The sequence below is a fragment of the Pseudomonas sp. F-14 TE3623 genome, assembly GCF_053629015.1.
The window spans coordinates 5,098,734-5,121,271 of the sequence record NZ_JBRJHM010000001.1; the positions used below are offsets into that span (position 1 = coordinate 5,098,734).

A 22,538-nucleotide genomic window follows, 5' to 3' on the forward strand; every position below is an offset into this window, starting at 1 on the left:
GTCAACAACGTCCGCTGGCGGCGCTGTGACATTCGCGCGACAAATCTATGCCCGCGGCACCTGGCGACTCTCTACAGTTCTACCGGCACGATATTCATCGTCAGGCAGTGTCTTTCAAACAACAATAAAAGGACGCACCATCATGAAGAAACTAAAACGCACGCTACTCGCCGGCGCCCTGTCTTTGCTATCCCTTTCGGTCATGGCCGATTCTGCCCACCCGAAAATCGGTTTCTCCATTGATGACCTGCGGCTGGAACGTTGGTCACGTGACCGGGACTACTTCGTCGCGGCGGCGGAAAAAATGGACGCCAAGGTCTTCGTGCAATCGGCCGATGCCAACGAGCAAAAGCAGATTTCGCAAATCGAAAACCTCATCTCCCGTGGCGTCGATGTGATCGTCATCGTGCCATTCAACGCCACCGTACTGACCAATGCCGTCGCCGAAGCCAAGAAGGCCGGAATCAAGGTCGTGTCCTATGACCGCCTGATTCTCAACGCCGATATCGACGCCTACATTTCCTTCGATAACGAAAAGGTCGGCGAGATGCAGGCCAGCGGCGTGCTGCAAGCAGCGCCCAAGGGCAATTACTTTTTGCTCGGTGGCGCGCCGACCGACAACAACGCAAAAGTCCTGCGCGAAGGTCAGATGAAAGTGCTGCAACCGGCCATCGACAAGGGTGATATCAAAATCGTCGGCCAACAGTGGGTGAAGGAATGGAACCCCACCGAAGCGCTGAGCATTGTCGAAAATGCCCTGACCCGCAACGACAACAAAATCGATGGCATCGTCGCCTCCAACGACGCCACTGCAGGCGGTGCGATCCAGGCTCTGGCCGCGCAGAAACTGGCCGGCAAGGTGCCAATTTCGGGCCAGGACGCGGACCTGGCAGCGGTCAAGCGAGTGATCAATGGCACTCAGACCATGACCGTCTACAAGCCTCTGAAACTCATCGCCTCCGAAGCTGCCAAGCTGTCAGTGCAACTGGCGCGTAACGAGAAACCCACCTACAGCTCGCAGTACGACAATGGCAGTAAAAAAGTCGACACCATCTTGCTCACCCCGACCCCATTGACCAAGGACAACATCGACCTGCTGGAACAGGACGGGTTCTACACCAAGGCGCAGATTGCCGGACAGTGAACCATCGAGCGGTACAGACTCGAGAGCAAGCTTGAGTGCAATCCTGCGGGGCGAGCCAATCCGTTCCCGCAGGGTTGGCCTCCCGTCTGTTGCTTATGTGTGAGCCCTTTGTGTGAGCCCTCGCCATGTCCGACTACCTGCTGCAAATGAACGGCATCGTCAAAACCTTCGGCGGTGTCAAAGCCCTCAATGGCATCGACATCAGGGTCAAGCCCGGTGAATGCGTGGGATTGTGCGGCGAGAACGGCGCCGGTAAATCCACGCTGATGAAAATTCTGTCGGCGGTCTACCCCTATGGTACCTGGGACGGTGAAATCCTCTGGGACGGCCAGCCGCTCAGGGCGCAATCGATCAGCGAGACCGAGGCCGCCGGTATCGTCATCATTCATCAGGAATTGACGCTGGTTCCCGACCTGTCGGTGGCCGAAAACATTTTCATGGGCCATGAGCTGATGCTGCCCGGCGGGCGCATGAATTACCCGGCGATGATCCACCGCGCCGAAGCCCTGATGCGTGAACTGAAAGTACCGGACATGAACGTATCGCTACCGGTTTCGCAGTACGGCGGTGGCTACCAGCAACTGGTGGAAATCGCCAAGGCACTGAACAAGCAAGCGCGTCTGCTGATCCTCGATGAGCCTTCATCGGCCCTGACCCGTTCGGAAATCGAGGTGCTGCTGGATATCATCCGCGACCTTAAGGCCAAGGGCGTTGCCTGCGTTTACATCTCTCACAAGCTTGATGAAGTGGCCGCCGTATGCGACACCATTTCGGTGATCCGTGACGGCCAACACATCGCCACGACCGCCATGGTGGACATGGACATTCCAAAGATCATCACCCAAATGGTCGGACGGGAAATGAGCAACCTCTACCCCACCGAGCCCCACGAAATTGGCGAGGTGATTTTCGAGGCGCGCCACGTCACCTGCTACGACGTCGATACACCGAAACGCAAACGGGTCGACGACATTTCGTTCGTCCTCAAACGCGGTGAAATCCTCGGCATCGCCGGTCTGGTCGGCGCCGGACGCACGGAGCTGGTGTCGGCGCTGTTCGGCGCTTACCCCGGTCGCCACGAAGGCGAGGTCTGGCTGGACGGCAAACCGATCGACACACGCACGCCGCGCAAATCAATCCGCGCCGGCCTGGGCATGGTGCCCGAGGACCGCAAGCGCCAGGGCATCATTCCGGATCTGGGTGTCGGCCAGAACATCACCCTGGCCGTGCTGGACAATTACTCGAAAATGACCCGCATCGACGCCGAAGCCGAACTGGGCAGCATCGACCGGGAAATCTCGCGCATGCATCTCAAAACCGCGAGCCCGTTCCTGCCAATCACCAGCCTCTCTGGCGGCAATCAACAAAAAGCCGTGCTGGCGAAAATGCTTTTGACCAAACCCCGGGTACTGATTCTCGATGAGCCCACCCGAGGTGTGGATGTCGGCGCCAAGTATGAAATCTACAAGTTGATGGGGAGGCTGGCGGCTGAAGGTGTGTCGATCATCATGGTGTCCTCGGAACTGGCCGAGGTGCTCGGCGTCTCCGACCGCGTCCTGGTGATCGGCGAAGGCCAATTGCGCGGCGATTTCGTCAACCACGAACTCACCCAGGAACAGGTGCTCGCCGCCGCGCTCAGCCACCCCGCTGGCCATCACAATAATGATCGGAAATCCGTGTAGATGAATCAGATCAAACAGCTCTTCACCCGCTACAAAATGCTCGCGCTAGTGATTGCTGTGGCGATTATCTGGCTGTTCTTCAGTTGGCAGACCGAGGGCGGATTTCTGACCCCGCGCAACCTCTCCAATCTGCTGCGGCAGATGTCCATCACCGGGATTCTCGCCTGCGGCATGGTGCTGGTCATCATCAGCGGCGAGATCGATTTATCGGTCGGTTCATTGCTGGGCCTGCTGGGTGGACTGGCGGCAATTCTCGACGTGGTCTATCACATACCGCTATTGGCGAACCTGAGCCTGGTCGCCCTGTGCGGATTGATGATCGGTTTGGCCAACGGCTACATGACCGCCTACCTGCGGATCCCGTCTTTCATCGTCGGGCTGGGTGGCATGTTGGCCTTTCGCGGCATCCTGCTGGGAATTACCGGCGGCACCACCATCGCCCCGGTATCGCCGGAGCTGGTCTACGTTGGCCAGGGTTATCTGCCGCACGCGGTAGGCACCGGCTTGGGCGTGCTGCTGTTCGCGCTGACACTTTTGCTGACCTGGAAACAACGCCGCAATCGTGCTCTCCACGGCCTGGCGGCACACTCGATGATGCGTGACGTATTGCGCGTGGTGTTGATCGGCGCGGTACTGGGCGGGTTCGTCTATACCCTCAACAGCTACGACGGGATTCCGGTTCCAGTGCTGCTTCTGTTGATTCTGCTGGGCGTGTTCAGCTACGTGACCAGCCAGACCGTCTTCGGAAGACGCGTCTATTCAGTGGGCAGCAACATGGAGGCCACGCGCCTGTCCGGTATCAACGTACAGGCTGTGAAACTGTGGATTTTCGGGATCATGGGCGTGATGTGCGCCCTCGCCGGCGTGGTCAACACTGCCCGCCTGGCCGCCGGCTCACCCTCGGCCGGCAGCATGGGCGAACTCGACGCCATCGCCGCCTGCTTCATCGGCGGCACCTCTATGCGCGGCGGCTCCGGCACGGTCTATGGCGCCCTTCTCGGCGCGTTGGTCATCACCAGTCTGGACAACGGCATGTCCATGCTCGACGTAGACAGCTACTGGCAGATGATTGTCAAAGGCAGCATTCTGGTGTTAGCCGTATGGGTCGATGTGAGCACCCGGACCGGTCGTTATTCGGCCAGCCGATGATCGGTTTCATGAGCGACAAGATTGGTCGGCGAACGCTCACCCTCTGTTCAACAGAGTCAGGCGACGCCGGGGACATTTGTTCCCATGCCCGAGGGCAGGAACGGTCGAATTTCGTCGATTTCCGCGGCGCCAAGACGCAACTCCGAGGCTGCAATCAGCCCGTCTACTTGTGCGGGACGGCGGGCTCCGACAATGGCGCCCGTCACTACCGGTTGGCGAAGTACCCAAGAGATGGCGACTGCCGCAGCGCTCACCCCGTGCCTTTCTCCAATACGCGCCATGACGTCAACCAATGCCAGGTTCGCACTCAAACGGGGCTCCTGAAAATCAGCACTTCGGGCCTTGCGCCAATCGTCTTCGGGCAATTGCGAGATGCGTTCGCGCGTCATGCTGCCGGACAGTAGCCCCGATTGAAGTGTGGAATAGGCAAGGACACCCAACCCGGCCTGCTCACAGAATGGCAGGACGTCTTTCTCGATGTCCCGCATCAAGGCGGAGTACGGCGGCTGGAGCGAAACGATCTCTGTCACCGCCTGCGCCCGCTTGAGTTGAGCGACATCGAAATTCGATACGCCAATAGCGCGAATTTTTCCTTGATCGCGCGCGGCTGCCAAAGCCGAAAGCGCCATTTCAATACCTTCACTGCTTGCGTCGGCAGGAAAGGCTGGCCAGTGGATCTGATACAGATCGATAGTCTCGACTTGGAGCCTGCGCAAGCTTGCGTCGATCTCGGCGAGCAAGGATTGGGGGACCAGGGAGTGCGAAATCTGTTTCGTGACCGGGTCCCAGACAAGGCTGCCTTTGGTGAACACCAAAGGACGCCGCGAGACCGGCACCCGACGCAGCAATTGCCCCACCAATTGCTCCGCATGGCCCAAGCCATAAACCGCAGCGGTGTCAATCCAGTTCACGCCGCGTTCGACGGCATATTCAAGTGCACTCAGGCTGTCCTGGTCATCCTGCGCTCCCCAACTGTATTCCCAGCCGGCGCCGGCGATTGCCCATGTCCCCAAGCCAATAGGCGAAATCAGGAAATCCGATGATCCAAGACGATTCTTTTGCATAGCGACCTCTCCACAAATGATGTGAGAAGTATCCGGGAGAGATCTGATGGCGATAAGATGGGTAATCGTATTTGAACTACTGAACGACATTCATGAGTAATCACCCCGATCTCTCTGAACTCGATGCCTTTGCCGCCGTCGCTCGCCATCGCAGCTTCCGCAAGGCAGCCGACGAGCGTGGCGTGTCGGCTTCCGCGTTGAGTCACGCAATGCGAGCGTTGGAGACACGCCTGGGCATCAGGCTGCTGAACCGAACCACTCGTAGCGTGACCCCGACCGAGGCCGGCCAGCAGCTATTGGCGACGCTGGTCCCGACGCTGCACCAGGTTGCTGATGTATTGGCGCAATTGACCTCGATGCAGGAAGTGCCCGCTGGCAAACTTCGCCTCAACGTGGCGCGTCCGGCGGCTCGTATCGTGTTTGCGAAAGTGCTCGCGCCCTTCGTGGCCAGGTATCCACGTATTCAGTTAGACCTGATCACCGATGATGGATTGACCGATATCGTGAACGGCGGGTTTGACGCTGGAGTCCGTTTTGGTGAAAGCCTGGCCGGTGACATGATCGCAGTCCCTGTCGGCGCACCTCAATCGTTCGTGACGGTTGCTTCGGATACCTATCTGGCCGCAAAGGGGATCGCCCACGCCCCCCGCAACTTGCTCGAGCATTCGTGCATTGCCAGGCGTTTTCCCAGTGGCAAACTTTACGCCTGGGAGTATCAAGCAGACGGTCAACCGATACGGTTGTCCGTCACAGGCCCGCTCATTCTGGAAGACGATGCGCTGATGATCCAGGCGGCGAAAGATGGCGCTGGTATTGCTTATGTCTACGAAGAGCTGGCGCGTGACGAAATCCGCAACGGACATCTCCGAGAAATACTCCAGGAATGGAAAGCACCGCCAAGCCGATTCTTTCTTTATTACTCCAGCCGGCGCCATGTGCCACCGGCCTTGAAAGCGCTCATCGACTTCATCAAAGCGGGTGACTTGCGAAACTGATTGAACCATCCCGACCGGCAGCTTTTCAGTAAGTCCCTTCCCGCACCCGCCATCTGACCTCAGCCTGTATGGCATAAGCCGGCGCCTCCACAGCATTGAAATCTTGTGTATACCGCTGGGCAAATCCTTCTACCCCCCATTCCTGATACTGCTGCACATGCTTTAACTCGTGAGCCCAGAGCGCGATGTCCTGTTCTGCGGTTTGAGCGTCCCGGAAGAGGATGATGTCGATCAGCGTCACGGCACCGACATCGGGGTTTTGCAGCATGGCAGTAGCGGCGTTGAATTGGCCGTTGTCGCTATATTTGTAGCGCGCGGTATCGAGGACACTGGGGTCATACCAGCGCAGCAGTTGCTCGCGGATGTGCGGTGGAATCGGTTGGATGCCGGTGTTGGCTGCTTCAGCGCGGGCTTGGGTCAGCCACAGCGCCAGGGCAGGTGCTGCGATCTGGTAGATGCCATCAGGCAGGGGACCGAGCACCTGTCCCACGTCTGGCAGGCAGAGGCAGCCGTCCAGGCACACTTGTTTCTCACCATCTGGGCAGGCGCTGGTCTGGGCTGGCACTTCAAGCGTCAGGCAAAGAACAAACAGCGCCACCAGGCGCGTGGTGATGGGCGGCATTGGGCGCTCCAGGGACGGACGCAGCGCGAACAGTGGGTCACCATTGATCGACGATTCGCATTGCTTTAGCGTAGTCCCGAACTATGCGTTCCCAGGAAAATCGCAGGAAGTGACAGACCATTTTTTCTGCGAACAATCCGAGCTGCTGACAGAGCACGACGAACTGACGACAGACGCCTCGGATTGCCTTGCTGTTGTCTTTTCGGAAGTTGGCAATGGTCTTGAAATAAGGCATCAATCGCCCAGTCAGCCACATCAGCTCGACGTTGCGTTGGGCTTCTCGTTCCAGGCGCCGGCTCGACTGAATGCGGTTGAGATAGCCGTAGATGTAGATCTTCACCGGATTGGTATCGCTGAAATAGTCATCGAGGCTCTCGGGAAGTAAAGTACTTTGGCCTCGATGTTCACCTTGAATAAAGCGCTTCATAGGCGAGCCTTGCGATGATTTCCGAGGAAATTATAGGTGGTCGCGCAGGTTCAAGAGAGCATCTTGGTGCAGCTAGCCAACAGATAGCAGGGAATCACAACCCCTCTTGGGCAGCCGCTGCCTCTGCATGGGGCATCGAGGCAGCTGTCCATACTTACGACCTAAGCCTGGAGCAGGTTAGAGATCTTGACGTCTGGATCTACCTCAGCCTCGTAGTCAACCCCTTCGATCCCGAAACCGAAGAGACGCAGGAACTCCGCTTTGTAACCGACAAAGTCAGTTAGTTCATAGAGGTTATCGTTGCTAACCTGATCCCAAAGTTGCCTGACGCGGTCCTGGACTTCGGGAGCCAGCTCCTTGTAGTCCGCGCGCAGGCGGCCCTCTTCATCCATCACTGGAGAATGGCCGTACAAGCTGTCTTTGTAGAGCGCATAGACCTGTTCGATACACCCCTCGTGTGTGCCCTGCGCTTTCATGACTTTAAACAACAATGACAGATACAGCGGCATGATCGGGATAGCTGAACTTGCCTGGGTAACCACCGCTTTCAATACCGAGACCCGCGCATCGCCCCCAAGAACAGCCAACCGTTCACGGATACCAAGGACTTTCTGATCCAGGTCCTTCTTGGCCGCACCGATGGAGCCATTCCAATAGATGTCATGAGTCAGCTTTTCGCCCAGGTAAGTGAACGCGGTCGTTTTAGCCCCTTCAGCCAGAACACCTGCTTCGTGCAGGGCATCGATCCACATCTGCCAGTCTTCGCCGCCCATCACGGCCACCGTGCCATCGATTTCGCTTTGGGTCGCGGGTTGTAGATTGGTGTCCTTGACCACTTCCTTATCAGTATCAAGGCCCCGCAAGGTCACGGCCTTGTCGAGCGGTTTGAGGGTAGAACTGAATACTTCACCCGTCTTGGGGTGTGTCCGGCGCGGTGCGGCAAGACTGTAAACAACCAGGTCGACCTTCCCGAAGTCGCGCTTGATAACGTCGATAGTCTTCTGTTTGATCTCATCGGAAAAAGCATCGCCGTTGATGCTCTTGGCGTAGAGGCCGTCGGACTCGGCAAACGTGTGAAAGGCCGCTGTGTTGTACCAGCCGGCGGTGCCGAGCTTGCCTTCATCACCTGCACGTTCGAAAAACACACCGAGAGTCCTGGCGCCACAACTAAAAGCTGCCGTTATCCGCGCAGCAAGTCCGTATCCGGTCGATGCACCGATCACGAGTACATTCTTTGGCCCTCCGGTGATCAATCCTTTCGTAGTAACGTAATCGATCTGATTCTTGACGTTGGCTTCGCAGCCAGTGGGGTGGGTAGTCACACAGACAAAGCCGCGAACGCGCGGTTTAATGATCATAAAAGTTCTCCCTCTTCCAAGATGAGAGCCAACCTTGGCTACAAAGTCATAGACGCCTGGAAAGCTGGAACGTCACGATGAAAGATCTGCAGCGATTGGTGCCTCGCCGGGCATTGGTCGACCTCGAGCCTGGTAAGAGACTGCGACGGTCTAGTCTCGACCGTTGCAGTGGGTGGTCAGACGGCCGTCTGTTCCGCCATTTCCAGGGCACTTACTAGATTGACTACCATTCAAACAAGTTCGGTCCCGGTAGCGGCCCAAATTTAATCTTCATATTTATGAAGTCACATGCAAGCCGGAGACGTAGTTGCCATAACGGAAAATCGCTTCATCCAAGCATCTACGATATCGATCTAATGAACATCCACAATAAAACAATACAAACATCACACATGAATAGCACACTAATTAAAAGCTGATTAACTTCTTTTACTTCCCACGTGCCACTCGTCGTCATGCAGAAAAAAAATTCAACCTTTCCGAAAGCGGGTGACTCCCACTAATACAGCCATCAAGGCGGTGGGTAAATTTTCTGATTGATTGACGATTGCTGATAGGAGAGAGTAATGAACTACGAAGATCGCGATACCTATGGCATGTACAAAACCAACCTCATACGAGATGCCGGCTCCGAGGAACAGGGGCCTGGCCCTGACCTGATGGGGGCAGACACCCTCATTGGAAATGATGTTTATAACCATAATGACGAAGATTTGGGGGATATTAAGGAAATCATGCTGGATGTTCGCAGCGGTAGAGTGAGTTATGCGGTTCTCTCTTTTGGTGGTTTTCTTGGCATGGGAGAAAAACTGTTTGCAGTACCCTGGAATGCATTGACACTCGACACAATAAACAAGCGCTTCGTACTCAACGTAGAGAAAGAACGCTTGGAAAATGCACCAGGCTTTGACAAGGACAATTGGCCCAATATGGCCGATGAGTCTTGGGCAACAGAAATCCATTCTTTTTATGGAACTAAACCGTTCGATTACGATACGACCCAGAGACAAAGTATCGACAAAAGCTAACTGTCTATATCCAAAATGAAGAGTGATGCGCGCCGAGCAAACAACGACATATTAAGACTGATCGTTGGGGTGCCAAACCCTATGGCGCGCATCAGCCCTTTGGCCAACGGGATAACCAAACCGCTAACGTTAGTCGTCTTCGTATCATCACATGCACAGACGACGGGTCAGATCATTCAGAAGCCATCGGCCTGCTTTCCCTAAAGAGCAATTTTGCATGTGCGCTGCGTAGATCGTAAGTGTGTCTGGTGTGCGCTGAAGTTCGGCAGTTAATTCAAGCGGTAGGAGGCGTCCTGAAGCCAGATGATCCGCAATCAGATGCTCTGGCATTCGGCACCAACCGAACCCGGCGAGAAAAAAATCCAGCCGCCGTGCCAAATCTACAAACCGCCACTGGTGACTGCCCGTCACCCCATAGCTAGGGCTGTCGGGAGAAACCGGATCGGAAAGTACCAGTTGTACATAAGGCTTGAGGTCTGCACTTGTTGCCCGACGGCCTGACATAGCCAGGGGATGCCCACTGGCTACTACTGGCCTCAAGTCGACGCTGAGCAGCGGCAGTGCGGTGATATCGTCGGGCACTGTCGGAATCAATGTGCAAAGCACCAGTGCCGCATCGCCGTTGCGCAATCGACGCTCTGCGCCGCCTAAGCCTTCTGTGGAAAAACTCACTGCCAGATGTGGAAAAGCCTCACGGATAGCGCGCAGGCTTTCGATGAGCGGTGCGCTAGGGGCCGAGTTGCTGGAAACCGATCACGTGGTTATTTCAACGCCGGTCTACAATTATAACGTTCCTGCGGCGCTCAAGGCGTGGGTGGATCATGTGGTTCGTAAAGGCCTGACCTTGGGCTTTGATGGTAAAGGGCTGGTGACCGGTAAAAAGGCAACGGTGCTGCTCGCCTCCGGAGGTGTATACACCAACGACTCCCCGATTAAAGACCGTGACATTGCGACCCAATATTTGAAACTGATCCTGAACGTCCTAGGTATCACTGATGTCACCTTTATTGCGGCCGGCGGCGCTAAAGCTGTAGATCTCGGAGAAATCAGCATGCATGATTTTCTAGATACATTTGATCATCAAATTCAAAAGTCGCTGGTTTAGACACGCGCTTAGAAGAATCGGTCTGGCCGGCAAACCCGTCTGGGCTGTGCCACACCGGAGCTCAGCAGTTTGCATCAGGACAGATCAGTTACAGAGTGGCTCGCATGAAATCACCTGAGAAAACCGTCAATCCGATCGGATTGGAAGACATCACCATTGTCGACGACGCGAAAATGCGCAAGGCGATCACGGCCGCTGCGCTCGGCAACGCGATGGAGTGGTTCGATTTCGGCGTCTATGGGTTTGTTGCCTATGTTCTCGGCAAGGTATTTTTCCCCGGCGCTGATCCCGGTGTGCAGATGATTGCCGCGTTGGCCACCTTCTCGGTTCCCTTCCTGATCAGACCTCTGGGCGGTTTGTTTTTTGGTACGTTGGGCGATAAGTACGGTCGACAGAAAGTCCTGGCGGCCACCATTGTGATCATGTCGCTCAGCACCTTCGCCATCGGGCTGATTCCGTCGTATGCCTCGATTGGCATCTGGGCGCCGATCCTCCTGCTGCTCGCTAAAATGGCCCAAGGTTTTTCAGTGGGCGGTGAATACACCGGCGCCTCGATCTTCGTCGCCGAATATGCCCCGGATCGCAAGCGCGGTTTCCTTGGCAGCTGGCTGGACTTCGGCTCGATTGCCGGCTTCGTATTCGGCGCAGGCTTGGTCGTGCTGATCTCCACCATTCTGGGCGAAGAGCAGTTTGAGGCATGGGGCTGGCGCCTGCCCTTCTTCCTCGCCCTGCCCCTGGGCATGATCGGGCTCTATCTGCGTCACGCGCTGGAAGAAACACCGGCGTTCCAACAGCATGTCGAGCAACTGGAACAGGGTGATCGCGAAGGCCTTGCCAGGGGCCCGAAAGTGTCCTTCAAGGAGGTGGCCACCCAGCACTGGCGCAGTCTGATGACCTGCATCGGCGTAGTGGTAGCTACCAACGTCACCTACTACATGCTGCTTACCTACATGCCGAGCTACCTGACACACAACTTGCACTACAGCGAGAATCACGGCGTGTTGATCATCATCGCGATCATGGTCGGCATGTTATTCGTCCAGCCGATGATCGGGCTCATCAGCGACAAGATTGGGCGCCGCCCCTTCATTATCTGCGGTAGCGTCGGTCTATTCTTCCTCGCCATCCCGGCCTTCATGCTGATCAACAGCGGCAAGATCGGCCTGATCTTTTCCGGCTTGCTGATGCTGGCGGTGCTGCTCAACTTTTTCATCGGCGTGATGGCTTCCACCCTTCCGGCGATGTTTCCCACTCACATCCGCTACAGCGCCCTGGCCAGCGCCTTCAACGTCTCGGTGTTAATCGCGGGTTTGACCCCTGCCGCTGTGGCCTGGCTGGTGGAAAGCACGCAAAATCTGTACATGCCGGCCTACTACCTGATGGTGATTGCCGTGGTGGGTCTGATTACCGGCGTGACGATGAAAGAAACAGCGAACAAACCGCTGCGTGGTGCAGCTCCGGCGGCTTCCGACATTGAGGAAGCGCAAGAACTGTTGGAGGAACATCACGACAATATCGAGCAGAAGATCGAGGACATCGACGCAGAAATCGCTGAGCTGAAAGCTAAACGTGAGCATCTCGTGCAGCAGCATCCGCGAATCGAATAACGGGGGCACTATCGTGTAGATAGCTGCCGTCCTGGGAAAACACCAAACTACGAAACACCCGCTGAGCGATTTAGCCAATCTGTTGCATCGACCGGTTGAATCCACAGTTGATTACAGACCTTCACGACCGGCAACAATCGGTCAACAACGGTCCTTCAAATATGCCGAGGCGCGTGTTGCTGACCGCAGCCCCTTGCATCACCGGGTTAATCGACGACTTTTATCTGCGTCAGCCCTACCCGCTCAGCCTGCTCTAAAATCTCCGCTGGCGTCGCGTCCGCGGTGGGCATGATCAGGCTGTTCTCCCCATCCCCATAGTGCAGCTGTAGCAGGTGCATCGCCGCCTCATGGACAGGCAGTTGAAGCTGCTCGAATTCGAACATGTGTGTGCGAGGTTCGCCGTTGAACAGGTATTCCAGGGTGTAGTTGCGCATGGTGGGATCCTCGTAGAAGGTGGTGGCCGTTTTTATACACTCTGGACCATAAACAGACTTCAACTCTAGCGTGCGGGTATGATCCGGATAACGAGGCCCATTGGACCCATGTTTATGCCAGCATCCCAAATTCGCCCCTCACCCGCGCCGTTGCTCAAGCAAGGCGAGACGGTGCTCTTGTTCGACGGCGTATGTAAGCTGTGCAATGGCTGGGCGAGGTTCTTGATCCGCCATGACCGCCATCGGCGCGTCCGGTTGGCGGCAGTACAGTCGCCCGAGGGGCAGGCCCTGCTTGCTTGGGCAGGTTTGCCCTTGCACCAATTCGACACCATGGCCGTGATCCGCGACCGACACTACTGGGTGCGTTCGGATGCATTTTTCGAAGTCATCGCCCAGCTGCCCACCCCTTGGCATCCCGTGAACCTTTTGCGCAGCTTCCCACGCAAGCTTCGCGATTGGGCATACGATCGCATTGCGTTGAATCGCTATTGGCTCTTCGGAAAATACAACACGTGCCTTTTGCCTGATCCTGATCATGAGCAACGTTTTTTGAAAGCTCCAATGTGAACGCCTTGGTACGCATCAACTGGATCGCCCGAGCCCCCCATCCAGAACCATTTTTTGACTTTTTTGTGGTTCAGTGCCCCGCCACCGCTGGCCTGCCAGCCGCACGCGGGCCCGATTTGAAGCCGTGGGCCTGAGCGCCCCAGACAATCACAAACCCCACCGCCACCAACACCACCATTGCCCACGGAAAAGAGGCGACGCCCCACCTGTCCAGCAGCACCCCACCCAACACCCCACTCCCCGCAATCGCACTATTCCAAGCCACCACATTCAACGACAACGCCACATCCGCCCCATCCCCCGCCGCGTCCGCCAGAGCCGTTTGCAGCAACGTCGCAGCCCCGCCGAAGCTCAACCCCCAAACCAGCATGCCGATGTAGATCACCTCAGGCACGCTACTCAAAAAGCCAAACACCACGGAAACCGCCGCAAACGCCGCCAAGCTCACCAACACAGTCTTGCGCAACAACGGCTCAACCAGTTTGGCAGTCACCCAAATCCCTACCAACGCCGCAATGCCAAACACCAACAACACCAAATCCACCCGATCCCCCAACCCCGCCGGCGCCACGAACGGTGCGATGTAGGTGTAGAGAACGTTGTGTGCCAGCATCCAGCTGATCACCACCGCCAGCACAGGGCGCACGCCCGGCGTGGTCAGTACTGTGCGCAGCGACATGCGCTGATGCGCGGCTTGGGGTGGGTAGTCAGGGACTTTCACCAGTACCCAGGCGATCAGCACCAGGGTCAGGACCGACATGATGCCGAAGGTGGTGCGCCAACCCACCAGGCTGCCCAACCAAGTGCCAAGAGGCACGCCCAGAGACAGGGCAATCGGTGTGCCGACCATGGCCAGCGCCAGCGCCTTGCCCTGTTGATGAGGCGCGACCATGCGTCGGGCGTAACCGGCCAGCAGGCTCCAGGCAAGCCCCGCCGCGACGCCGGCGAAGAAGCGCGCCACCAGGATCACGCCGTAGTGGGATGACAGTGCGGTAATGGAGTTGAACAGCAGGAAACCGACGATGGTCAGCAGCAGCACGTTACGACGGCGCCAGCCGCGGGTGGCGATGGTCATGGGGATGACCGCCAGCACCGAACCCAGGGCGTAGGCGGTGACCATCTGGCCAGCCATGGAAGGGGAAATCTTCAGCCCTGCGCTGATCAGCGGCAACAGGCCGGCGGGCAGGGTTTCGGTGACGATGCAGATAAAACCGGTCATGGCCAAGGCGAGCAAGGCTCCGATGGGCAGGCGGTCGGGCGCTACCGATAAGGTGATTGAGGGTGTCACGGAAGACTCCTTGAGTGAGGATTTCAGACTTAAATACCGATCGATATAAATGTTGAGGGTAGGCAGTGCTCGTTGTCAACGACTTATGTATCGACTAGTATTTATCTCGTCATCCTGAGGAGTTTTGAAATGGCGCAAATGGGCCGCCCTCGCACTTTCGACCGCGACCACGCGGTGGAACAGGCCTTGCACCTGTTCTGGCAACACGGCTACGACGCGACCTCCCTCGCTCAGTTGAAAGCCAGACTGGGTGGCGGAATTTCCGCGCCGAGTTTTTACGCGGCGTTCGGTTCCAAGGAAGCGTTGTTTGATGAGTGTGTGCAACGTTACCTGGCGACGTTCGCCCAAGTCACCGAATGCCTGTGGGACGAGAGCCTGCCGCCACGCCAAGCCATCGAGACCGCGCTGCGCCAGTCAGCGCGCATGCAGTGTGAAGACGGCCATCCCAAGGGCTGCATGGTGTCCCTCGGCGTGATGAGCGCGCCCAGCCCGGAGAATGCGCGGGTAGTCGACGCCCTGACCCAATCTCGCGCCCACACTCGCGCGGGGATTTTTGCGTGTGTTGAGCGAGGTGTCAGTGCCGGTCAGTTGCCGGGCAATATTCACCCGCCCGCGATGGCTACGGTGTTCGACAGTTTCCTGCAGGGCATTTCCATCCTCGCTCGGGATAACACGCCGTATGAGATCATTGATGCGGCCATCACCCAGATATTGCTGACGTGGGACAATGCAGCCACTACCGTGCTGCCCACAGATCGCAATGACGAAAAGGGGCTGATTGATTCAACCAGTGAGTGATGTGCGTAAAGCCAAGGCTTGTGCCGCGAGGCGATTGCGAAACTGCGAACAAACGCTCATTGGTGACTCAGCCTAAGGTCGCCTCACACTGATTGAGGATCAACGTCCAGCCACCTAAAGCGTCACCGCATGCTTTCGACCAAGGCTGTCGCCAAAGCCACGGATCACTTCCAACAACGATTTCACCCGCAGCGGCAGATTCCCGGCGGGGTATACCGCGTGCATCTGTGGGCTTTCACCGCTGCTGGAGGTGAGTTTGTACTCGGGACAGACCCGCAGCAGGCGCCCCGCTTGCACTTCGGGCTCTGCCATCCAGTCCGCCAGACGGGCGATCCCGACGCCCGCCAGGGCCGCCTGGAACACCGCCAAACCGGAGCTGAAACGAAACTTTGGATGAACCCGAAAGCTGATGGCTTGCTCTTCACTGCGAAAATTCCACTCCTTGAGAATCCGCGGCGCCGTATGCAGGATCAGCGAGTGCGATTCCAACGCCTCGATGGAGTCGGGCATCCCGCGCCGCTCCAGATACCCGGGGCTGGCATACAGATAACGTGAGTAGTTCCAGAGCGGATAGCCGATCAGCTCACTGGATTGCGCAAACGCCCCGCGAATCGAGAAGTCCAGCTTGCTCTTGACCGGGTCGATGATCTCATCGGTAAAAATCACATCGACGTTCACGTCTGGATAGCGCTCGCTGTACTGCGCGATCAACTGGGGCAATACCCCGTGTCCGAGAAACTCGGGGGCGGAAAAGCGGATCCAGCCGTAGGCCAGGCCGCTGAGACCGGCCAGGTCTTCATCCGCCTCACGTTGCAGATCCAGCATTTTGTAAGCGTGAGGCAACAAGCGTTCACCCGCCTCGGTCAAGCTCACGGCATTGGACGAGCGATTGAACAACTTGACCCCGATGCTTTCCTCCAGGGCTTGAACGGCACGGGTCAGCGCGCTGGGGGAGCGCCCCAGAGTACGTGCCGCCGCGATGAAGCTGCGCTTGCGAGCCACCGTCGCGAAGGCTTCAAGCTCCCCCAACATATTCAATGCCACGGACCACCTCATTGCACTTTTCACAACGTGGCATTGCAACACAAAAAAGGCCCGTCCGTTAACCTCCCGTTCAACCCGAAGCTGGATGAAATAGTCGGGAGATCCGCAGCCCCTCATCAACCCTTCATCGTCAGAGCCTGATTTTATGGTCGATATTGTCATCCTTTGCGTGTTCGCCTTCGCCGCCGGCCTGATCGATGCGGCGGTGGGCGGCGGCGGACTGATCCAGATACCCGCGTTGTTCAACGTGCTGCCCACGGCACAACCGGCGGCGCTGCTGGGTACCAACAAGGTCGCGGCAGCCTGTGGCACCGCATTCGCGGCCCGGTCCTTCGTGCGCAAGGTGGTGATCGACTGGGGTCTGGTGATCCCCGCCGCCTGTTCAGCCTTTGTCATGGCGTTCTTCGGAGCGGCCACGGTGTCGTTCGTGCCCCAGTCGATGATCCGGCCGGCGGTGCTGGTGTTGATCGTGCTGATGGCGATCTACACCTTCTGGAAAAAGGACTTCGGCGCCCTGCACAAGCCCATGCGCATCGGCACCAAGGAAAAACTGCTGGCGATCGTCATCGGCGGTGCGATCGGTTTCTACGACGGACTGTTCGGTCCCGGCACTGGCAGCTTCCTGATCTTCCTGTTTATCCGCTGCTTCGCCTTCGACTTTCTTCATGCCTCGGCATCGGCCAAGCTGGTGAACATCGCGACCAACGTAGCGGCGCTAATATTCTTCATTCCGACGGGAAATGTGCTCTACCTGATTGCAATCCCCATGGCGGCATTCAACATCCTGGGCGCGCTGACCGGCACTTGGCTGGCGGTTCATAAAGGCGTGCCCTTTGTCCGGGCTCTGTTCCTGGTGTTGCTGGTGATCCTGATCGGCAAACTGTCCTACGACCTGTTCCTGTAAACCAGGGGAAAGACGCGTATACACGGCATTTACCCACTACGTTTCAACCATTGCTGGCATCGATAGTCACCATCACGTCAATGAAGTTCTCATAAAAAATCCTCGGCGTAACATCCGCTCCATACCCAACCAATAACACCCCGGAGCACACCATCATGAAACGCCAAATCCTCCTCAGCATCGCTTTCTCGGTTTTTGCAGTTAACGCTTTCGCTGCTTCCTCTGCTCATCCGGTCGTCGCCGAAGGCGGTTCGGATCGTTTGATTGAAAGCCGTTTGGCTGAAGGTGGTTCGGATCGTCTGATCGAAAACCGCGTCGCTGAAGGTGGTTCGGATCGCCTGATCGAGAATCGCGTCGCTGAAGGTGGTTCGGATCGTCTGATCGAGAATCGCGTCGCTGAAGGTGGCTCGGATCGTCTGATCGAAAACCGCGTTGCTGAAGGTGGCTCGGATCGTCTGATCGAAAACCGCGTTGCTGAAGGTGGTTCGGATCGTCTGATCGAAAACCGCGTCGCTGAAGGTGGTTCGGATCGTTTGATCGAGAATCGTGTGGCTGAAGGTGGTTCGGATCGTCTGATCGAAAACCGCGTCGCTGAAGGTGGTTCGGATCGTCTGATTCAGAATCGTGTGGCATGAATGAATGGTTTTACCGCAACACTCAACCAAAAAACCCGGCCTCATCAGCCGGGTTTTTTCATGCGTTTTTAGTGCCCGACTGGGTCGTCAAAGATGATCAGCGCTAGCACTCGAGCATCACTACCGGGTCTTCACAGTGATGAACATTTTGAGGCGATCGTGGATTTCCTGAATGGCATGACGGAACGGATCATGTTTTTCACTGGTGACGGGATCCTCGAAATTCCACACGATCACTTCTCCGGCGGTGGGCATCCGCGAAGCCTCTTCGGACGACTTGTCACACAGCGTAATCACATAATGGAACGGCTGCCCCTCAAACTCATCGATGGCTTTACTGCGCAACCCCGTGGTGTCGATACCTACGTGATCGAGAGACTCCAGCGTGCGGGGGTCAACTTCACTGGCCACAAGACCCGCGCTAAAGGCTTCGAAGTGTTCGGAATCAGTGTGCCGAAGTAGCGCTTGCGCCATCAGTGAGCGAACGTCATTTTTTGCGCAAACGAACAGAACCCGGAGTTTCTCAGCCATCACGTCCTCACATTCTTTCTGATCTAAATAACAATTCTTTTCTTACAACAGCGGCGTCATTTAGTGTTTGGACATAAGGCCATGAAGAACACCCAACCTTAAACCCGGCTCGGAAGGACTCATGTGCGAGATGCCGAACACCTTGAACGCCGCCAGCATGAGCACCAGGCCACCGGGCAAGATATTCAGCCGATGGGGTGGTAAGCCCGCCAATTTGAGTTGTTTAACATGCCCCACTTCCAGCAGACGCAACGACAAGCGCAACAGACCGCCGTAGGTGATACCGCTTTGACCATCGTCATTCAAACCATTGGCCTTGAGCACTTTGGCCAGCATCCGTGCAGTACCTGAAGAACCAATAGTCTGCTGCCAACCCAGCGCGCGATAACGTCGGGTAACTTTTTCAAACTGCAGAGTGGCCACGCGCTCGGCCTCCAGGAGCGCCTTCGCCGATATACAGCCGCCCTGAAAGTAACGCGCGCCAAAAGTGCCGCTGCCAATGGCAATGCTCTCGGTCAAAAGAGGCTGAGTGCCCTGCCCCAGAATCAATTCCGTAGAGCCGCCGCCGATATCCACGACCAGGCGCATGCTTTCTGTACTGGGTATCGTATGGGCAACACCGGCGTACACCAGTCGCGCCTCTTCATGCCCAGAGATGACATCTATACGAAAGCCCAGGTGCCGCTCCGCGCTGGCCAGAAACAGTTGGGCATTATCGGCTTCGCGGACGGCACTGGTCGCCACTGCCCGCACACGACCGGCCTCAAAGCCGCGCAGTTTTTTGCCAAATCGCGCGAGCGCTTGCCATCCCCGATCCAGCGCTAACTCGTCCAGCGCCCCGCCCTGAAACCCCTCCGTCAAACGGACAGGCTCTCGCAAGGTTTTCACTTCCTGGATCATGAACCCCTGATTGCGCCTGACTGACTGGCCGATCATCATGCGAAACGCATTGGACCCCAAGTCAATGGCCGCAAACAGGGAGGCGTCTCCTTTCATAAGGGGGATTCCTGGCAAATTCATCAGCCCGCAGACGGAGTTCCGTCTGAGCGCTCAAGACGGTTTGCGAGGAGCTTGCCATTCGTTCGATGACACCGTGATGACACCCTCTAGCCTTTTCAAAAGAACAGACACCCTGACGCTGCCAGACCTCGCCGCTGAATCATCCAGAATGACCGTCCGTAACTCTGCCCCGGCAGCCTCTCACCCTTCGCTATTCTTAACCACACACCACCGCTGGCACGGCTGAACGCACGGCTTGCGGCATCATCGTCAGGAGTAAGGATCCGGGTAAGGAGCACGCCACCTCAACAGAGTATCGAATAATGAAAATGCTACTGATGGTCGAGTTTCCCCATGAGCCTTTCAACGCGCATGTCAGGTCCGGGAAAATCGGCGAAATCATGAACCGCGTGCTGGAAACCATTAAGCCGGAGGCGACTTATTTCACTGAGCAGGATGGAATGCGAAGTGGGATTTTTCTGATCGATATTGAGGACCCTTCCGAAATTCCCGGATATGCGGAACCCTTCTTTCTCAACTTCCAGGCCAACTGCAAATTCCGAGTGGTCATGAGTGCGCAGAACCTGCAAGACGCGGGTCTGGATGAGCTCGGAAAAGCCTGGGGGTGAGGTGCGATCAATAAGTGAGAAACCTGTGGCGAGGGAGCTTGCTCCCTCGCCACAAAGGCAGAGCCTGTCGCTTACTGAACGGTTTTCAGCTTGATCACATCACCGGAGATTGTGGTGGTGTAACCGGTCAGAGCCCAAGCCCAGAACCAGTTTTCCTGAACCTGGGTGTTGATCATGGCGTCGCCGCCACGGGCCTTGATCGCGGCGTTCTGAGCGCGGATGAAACGGTTGTTCTGCTGGATCGGAATGAGGCCAAACAGCAGGAGGCCAGTGGCGGTCGCTTCACTGTGGCCGACAACGGTGTACTGGTTGCTGTCGTACTGCTGAGTCTTCATCGGGGTGCCGGTGCAACCCGCCAGAACCAGACCGAACAGGGCTACGGCAACAACTTTGCTGAGATAATTCACTGTGTCACTCCATTAGAAATACCCGGGATCCGTCTCTCGGGCGGCGCATACTTTAACGGATGGAATGGCTCATTGATATCATCTGTACAGCCTTTACACGGCAAACATTTTGATGAGGCACAGATTATTGCGGCTGAAAGGTCTGAAGGTAGGCCAGCAGGTTTTCAATCTTCTGCGGATCGCTGAGGCCCCAGAAAATCATCCGGGTTCCGGGGACCACTTCTTTTGGCGCTTCGATGTAGGCGGTAAGTGTTTCGCGAGTCCAGATGAGGCCTGATGATTTCATCGCGCTTGAGTACTGATAGTCCGTCGTGCTTCCCGCAGGGCGTCCGAAGATGGCATTGAGTTGCGGACCAAAAGAACCCCGTGCCGAAGTCCCGACTTGATGACAGCCGCCGCAAATACGGTTAAACAGTTTCTGACCGGCTTCAGCATCACCCGCCGCTTCTGCTTGCATGCTGAATAACCCCGTATTGAGCATCAAGGCGAAGGTAAGGATGGCGGCGTTTTTCATGTGATGCTCCAAATCAGGTGTTGCTGACAGCAAAAACGGGCGGCTATTTCATCATGACTGGCTGCTACACCGAAGCCTTGAAGTTAATCTATAACTCTCTTCGTCTCTTTAATGTCGTTGCAGGAGAGCCAGAATGAAACCCGTCGAACCCTTTTATCGGGACGCTGGCGTGGGCCCGGGCATTGTCTGCTTTCATGCCAATGCAAGTCACTCGGTGCAGTGGCGTGGACTGCAAGATCATCTGGCCGCAAAGTTTCGGGTTCTGGCGCTCGATTCGTTTGGCGCCGGCAAGAGCCCGGCATGGCCCACCGATCGAATCGTCACCACCCTCAGTGAAGAAGCGCGCTTCGCCGAGCCGGTGCTCGCCCGCGCCGGCGAACCACTCATTCTGGTCGGTCACTCTTATGGCGGGGCAGTGGCGTTGATCGCGGCGCTGCAGAACCCCGGCCGGGTGCGCGCCCTGGTTTTATATGAGCCCACATTATTTGCCCTGCTCGACGCCGAATCACCTCCACCCAATGAGGCAGATGCCATCCGTGAAGTCGTCGCAAACGCCGGGCTCGCGCTTGAGGCGGGTAACCTGGATGCAGCGACCCAGCACTTCATTGACTACTGGATGGGTGCCGGGGCCTGGGAGCAAACCCCGGAACAACGCAAGCCCTCCATCGCCGCCGCGGTGGCCAATGTGCAGGGCTGGGCTCACGCACTGTTGAACGAGCCGACGCCATTACACGCGTTCCGCTCGCTCAACCTGCCGGTACTTTTCATGGTCGGCAAGGACTCACCGGCATCGTCACGGGCAGTGGCGCGGCTGCTAACCGGCGCACTGCCGAACGTTGAAGTGGTGGAACTCGAGGGGCTCGGTCATATGGGGCCGATTACCCATCCTGAGGTCGTCAATCAGGTCATCGTGCAATTTATTGAGCGCAGTTGACCTGACTTCACACCGCTACAGCGCAGGACGCTGCAGTTTGACCCATTCCTGCACCGTAGGCCGCTGCCATTGACGCTGCGCGTATTCCACCAGGGCGGATGGCACGGCGTCACCGTTGAGTATCAGCCGGTTGAGCATCAAGGCCAGGTCCACATCGGCGATCGACCATTGGCCGAACAAGTACTCGCGGCCGTCAGCCAGCAGCGCTTGTGCGGCACTGATCAGTTTGCGCGCGGCCGACTCGGCAGCCGGCGACAAGGGCGCGGATTTGAGGCCATAAAACACCACCAGTGTGGATCGTTCCTGCCGAATGGGCAGCAGGTCGCTGCGCAGCCACGCCTGGACTTGTCGTGCCTTCGCGCGCTGCATCAGGTCTTGTGGGTAGACCGGCGTCTGAGGGAAAACGTCTTCCAGGTACTCAGTGATCGCCGACGATTCAGACAAGGCAAAATCGCCATGCACCAGCGTCGGTACGCGCTGGGTCAGCGAGAGGCTGGCATAGTCTTCTGACTGGTTTTCGAACGCGTCGAGGTCCAGCGGGCTCAGTTCGAATTCGATGCCCTTATCGCGAAGGGCCACGAAAACCGACATGGCATAGGGGCTGGTGAATTGAGCATCAACGTACAGGCGCAGGCGGGAATCATTCACGGGATCATCTCCATATGGTGAGCAG

Annotated in this window: 25 protein-coding genes and 1 pseudogene; 13 read left to right on the top strand and 13 right to left on the bottom strand. The window is 57.0% G+C overall.

The features are described from left to right. The first annotated feature begins 142 nt into the window (after positions 1-142). The 3 genes from xylF (at position 143) to AB7M29_RS23810 (ending at position 3,975) form a co-directional block, all read left to right on the top strand. Positions 143-1,144, top strand: a complete 1,002-nt coding sequence (gene xylF, locus AB7M29_RS23800; RefSeq protein WP_123722092.1) for a D-xylose ABC transporter substrate-binding protein — start codon at positions 143-145, stop codon at positions 1,142-1,144. A gap of 125 nt (positions 1,145-1,269) precedes the next feature. Further along, entirely contained in the window at positions 1,270-2,826 is a 1,557-nt protein-coding gene (xylG, locus tag AB7M29_RS23805; protein WP_454248151.1) for a D-xylose ABC transporter ATP-binding protein, read from the top strand. Beyond that, complete coding sequence (locus AB7M29_RS23810; protein ID WP_217857101.1) at positions 2,827-3,975, top strand: sugar ABC transporter permease; 1,149 nt, start codon at positions 2,827-2,829, stop codon at positions 3,973-3,975. It abuts the gene before it with no gap. A 56-nt stretch (positions 3,976-4,031) separates the two neighbouring features. Here AB7M29_RS23810 and AB7M29_RS23815 read toward each other — a convergent pair whose 3' ends face one another. After that, complete coding sequence (locus AB7M29_RS23815) at positions 4,032-5,039, bottom strand: aldo/keto reductase (RefSeq protein ID WP_454248152.1); 1,008 nt, start codon at positions 5,037-5,039, stop codon at positions 4,032-4,034. Positions 5,040-5,131: 92 nt separating this feature from the next. Between AB7M29_RS23815 and AB7M29_RS23820 the strand changes: the two genes are divergently transcribed. Further along, a complete protein-coding gene (locus AB7M29_RS23820; protein WP_217857103.1) occupies positions 5,132-6,034 on the top strand; it encodes a LysR family transcriptional regulator in 903 nt (300 codons plus the stop codon). Positions 6,035-6,059: 25 nt separating this feature from the next. Here the strand turns inward: AB7M29_RS23820 and AB7M29_RS23825 are convergent, their stop codons facing one another. From AB7M29_RS23825 to fabV, 3 genes and pseudogenes are all read right to left on the bottom strand, one after another. After that, the gene (locus AB7M29_RS23825) at positions 6,060-6,656 is read right to left on the bottom strand and encodes an eCIS core domain-containing protein (protein ID WP_454248153.1); all 597 of its coding nucleotides are present in this window, start codon (positions 6,654-6,656) and stop codon (positions 6,060-6,062) included. Positions 6,657-6,771: 115 nt separating this feature from the next. Further along, a pseudogene (locus tag AB7M29_RS23830) lies at positions 6,772-7,083 on the bottom strand (transposase); the annotation flags it as partial. 161 nt (positions 7,084-7,244) lie between these two features. Continuing rightward, a complete protein-coding gene (fabV, locus tag AB7M29_RS23835; protein WP_454248154.1) occupies positions 7,245-8,441 on the bottom strand; it encodes an enoyl-ACP reductase FabV in 1,197 nt (398 codons plus the stop codon). 566 nt (positions 8,442-9,007) lie between these two features. On the opposite strand from fabV, the gene AB7M29_RS23840 reads away from it, so the two are divergent. Further along, the gene (locus AB7M29_RS23840; RefSeq protein WP_217857106.1) at positions 9,008-9,469 is read left to right on the top strand and encodes a PRC-barrel domain-containing protein; all 462 of its coding nucleotides are present in this window, start codon (positions 9,008-9,010) and stop codon (positions 9,467-9,469) included. 147 nt (positions 9,470-9,616) lie between these two features. Here AB7M29_RS23840 and AB7M29_RS23845 read toward each other — a convergent pair whose 3' ends face one another. Continuing rightward, positions 9,617-10,186 carry a substrate-binding domain-containing protein gene (locus AB7M29_RS23845; protein WP_454248757.1) on the bottom strand — a complete coding sequence of 190 codons (570 nt, stop codon included), beginning with the start codon at positions 10,184-10,186 and terminating at the stop codon, positions 9,617-9,619. Between AB7M29_RS23845 and AB7M29_RS23850 the strand changes: the two genes are divergently transcribed. Together AB7M29_RS23850 and proP are read left to right on the top strand one after the other, a co-directional pair. Then, positions 10,128-10,574 (top strand): FMN-dependent NADH-azoreductase, encoded by a 447-nt coding sequence (locus AB7M29_RS23850; protein ID WP_454248155.1) that lies wholly within the window; start codon positions 10,128-10,130, stop codon positions 10,572-10,574. The genes AB7M29_RS23845 and AB7M29_RS23850 overlap by 59 nt on opposite strands. A 104-nt stretch (positions 10,575-10,678) precedes the next feature. Continuing rightward, on the top strand, positions 10,679-12,181 hold the full coding sequence (gene proP, locus AB7M29_RS23855; protein WP_217857107.1) for a glycine betaine/L-proline transporter ProP: 1,503 nt from the start codon (positions 10,679-10,681) through the stop codon (positions 12,179-12,181). A 206-nt stretch (positions 12,182-12,387) separates the two neighbouring features. Here the strand turns inward: proP and AB7M29_RS23860 are convergent, their stop codons facing one another. Further along, positions 12,388-12,615 (bottom strand): hypothetical protein, encoded by a 228-nt coding sequence (locus AB7M29_RS23860; RefSeq protein ID WP_123722083.1) that lies wholly within the window; start codon positions 12,613-12,615, stop codon positions 12,388-12,390. A gap of 114 nt (positions 12,616-12,729) precedes the next feature. Here AB7M29_RS23860 and AB7M29_RS23865 point away from each other — a divergent pair, with 114 nt between their 5' ends. Then, positions 12,730-13,182 (top strand): thiol-disulfide oxidoreductase DCC family protein, encoded by a 453-nt coding sequence (locus tag AB7M29_RS23865; protein ID WP_454248156.1) that lies wholly within the window; start codon positions 12,730-12,732, stop codon positions 13,180-13,182. 70 nt (positions 13,183-13,252) lie between these two features. Here the strand turns inward: AB7M29_RS23865 and AB7M29_RS23870 are convergent, their stop codons facing one another. Further along, on the bottom strand, positions 13,253-14,470 hold the full coding sequence (locus AB7M29_RS23870; RefSeq protein ID WP_454248157.1) for an MFS transporter: 1,218 nt from the start codon (positions 14,468-14,470) through the stop codon (positions 13,253-13,255). 129 nt (positions 14,471-14,599) lie between these two features. Here AB7M29_RS23870 and AB7M29_RS23875 point away from each other — a divergent pair, with 129 nt between their 5' ends. After that, a complete protein-coding gene (locus tag AB7M29_RS23875; protein WP_454248158.1) occupies positions 14,600-15,268 on the top strand; it encodes a TetR/AcrR family transcriptional regulator in 669 nt (222 codons plus the stop codon). A 114-nt stretch (positions 15,269-15,382) separates the two neighbouring features. Here the strand turns inward: AB7M29_RS23875 and AB7M29_RS23880 are convergent, their stop codons facing one another. Next, positions 15,383-16,312, bottom strand: coding sequence for a LysR substrate-binding domain-containing protein (locus tag AB7M29_RS23880; protein WP_454248159.1), 930 nt, complete (start codon positions 16,310-16,312; stop codon positions 15,383-15,385). A gap of 145 nt (positions 16,313-16,457) precedes the next feature. On the opposite strand from AB7M29_RS23880, the gene AB7M29_RS23885 reads away from it, so the two are divergent. Beyond that, a complete protein-coding gene (locus AB7M29_RS23885) occupies positions 16,458-17,216 on the top strand; it encodes a sulfite exporter TauE/SafE family protein (protein ID WP_217857110.1) in 759 nt (252 codons plus the stop codon). Positions 17,217-17,371: 155 nt separating this feature from the next. After that, positions 17,372-17,851 (top strand): phage infection protein, encoded by a 480-nt coding sequence (locus tag AB7M29_RS23890; RefSeq protein ID WP_454248160.1) that lies wholly within the window; start codon positions 17,372-17,374, stop codon positions 17,849-17,851. Between the two features lie 120 nt (positions 17,852-17,971). On the opposite strand, the gene AB7M29_RS23895 is transcribed toward AB7M29_RS23890, so the two are convergent. Together AB7M29_RS23895 and AB7M29_RS23900 are read right to left on the bottom strand one after the other, a co-directional pair. Next, positions 17,972-18,382 (bottom strand): arsenate reductase ArsC, encoded by a 411-nt coding sequence (locus AB7M29_RS23895; protein WP_217857112.1) that lies wholly within the window; start codon positions 18,380-18,382, stop codon positions 17,972-17,974. A gap of 60 nt (positions 18,383-18,442) precedes the next feature. Continuing rightward, a complete protein-coding gene (locus AB7M29_RS23900; RefSeq protein WP_217857325.1) occupies positions 18,443-19,378 on the bottom strand; it encodes a Ppx/GppA family phosphatase in 936 nt (311 codons plus the stop codon). A 326-nt stretch (positions 19,379-19,704) separates the two neighbouring features. Between AB7M29_RS23900 and AB7M29_RS23905 the strand changes: the two genes are divergently transcribed. Continuing rightward, positions 19,705-20,010 carry a hypothetical protein gene (locus AB7M29_RS23905; RefSeq protein ID WP_052967935.1) on the top strand — a complete coding sequence of 102 codons (306 nt, stop codon included), beginning with the start codon at positions 19,705-19,707 and terminating at the stop codon, positions 20,008-20,010. A gap of 71 nt (positions 20,011-20,081) precedes the next feature. Here the strand turns inward: AB7M29_RS23905 and AB7M29_RS23910 are convergent, their stop codons facing one another. Beyond that, positions 20,082-20,417, bottom strand: coding sequence for a hypothetical protein (locus AB7M29_RS23910; protein WP_123722072.1), 336 nt, complete (start codon positions 20,415-20,417; stop codon positions 20,082-20,084). Between the two features lie 124 nt (positions 20,418-20,541). Continuing rightward, complete coding sequence (locus AB7M29_RS23915; protein WP_217857113.1) at positions 20,542-20,931, bottom strand: c-type cytochrome; 390 nt, start codon at positions 20,929-20,931, stop codon at positions 20,542-20,544. 133 nt (positions 20,932-21,064) lie between these two features. Between AB7M29_RS23915 and AB7M29_RS23920 the strand changes: the two genes are divergently transcribed. After that, the gene (locus tag AB7M29_RS23920) at positions 21,065-21,865 is read left to right on the top strand and encodes an alpha/beta fold hydrolase (RefSeq protein WP_454248161.1); all 801 of its coding nucleotides are present in this window, start codon (positions 21,065-21,067) and stop codon (positions 21,863-21,865) included. Positions 21,866-21,880: 15 nt separating this feature from the next. On the opposite strand, the gene yfcF is transcribed toward AB7M29_RS23920, so the two are convergent. Next, positions 21,881-22,513 carry a glutathione transferase gene (gene yfcF / locus AB7M29_RS23925; protein ID WP_454248162.1) on the bottom strand — a complete coding sequence of 211 codons (633 nt, stop codon included), beginning with the start codon at positions 22,511-22,513 and terminating at the stop codon, positions 21,881-21,883. Positions 22,514-22,538 lie beyond the last annotated feature (25 nt).